The organism is Streptomyces sp. P17, from assembly GCF_032436805.1.
GTDB lineage: Bacteria > Actinomycetota > Actinomycetes > Streptomycetales > Streptomycetaceae > Streptomyces.
The window spans coordinates 1-264 of record NZ_JAVRBF010000979.1; the positions used below are offsets into that span (position 1 = coordinate 1).

A 264-nucleotide genomic window follows, 5' to 3' on the forward strand; every position below is an offset into this window, starting at 1 on the left:
GTGTGAAAATACCTTCGGGGGAATCTGCGAAGCAGATGGGGGCAGACAGCCCCCAGCCCCGATTTCAATCCAGCTTGCGGGCTTCGTCGATCAGCATGATCGGGATCCCGGCGTGAATCGGAAAGGCCAGTCGGGCGGCCTCGGATACAAGCTCTTGCCGCGCCGCGTCATAACGCAGGGTTGTGTGTGTGAGCGGACAGACGAGCGATTCCAGCATCTGGCGGTCGAATGGGGGGGTGGCTTCGGTCATTGCAAGGGTTCCTC

At 61.0% G+C, this 264-nt stretch carries 1 protein-coding gene; it reads right to left on the bottom strand.

The features are described from left to right. Positions 1-64: 64 nt before the first annotated feature. Positions 65-264: Trm112 family protein (locus RMT89_RS43645; RefSeq protein ID WP_315889304.1), on the bottom strand; the 200-nt coding region annotated here is incomplete at its 5' end.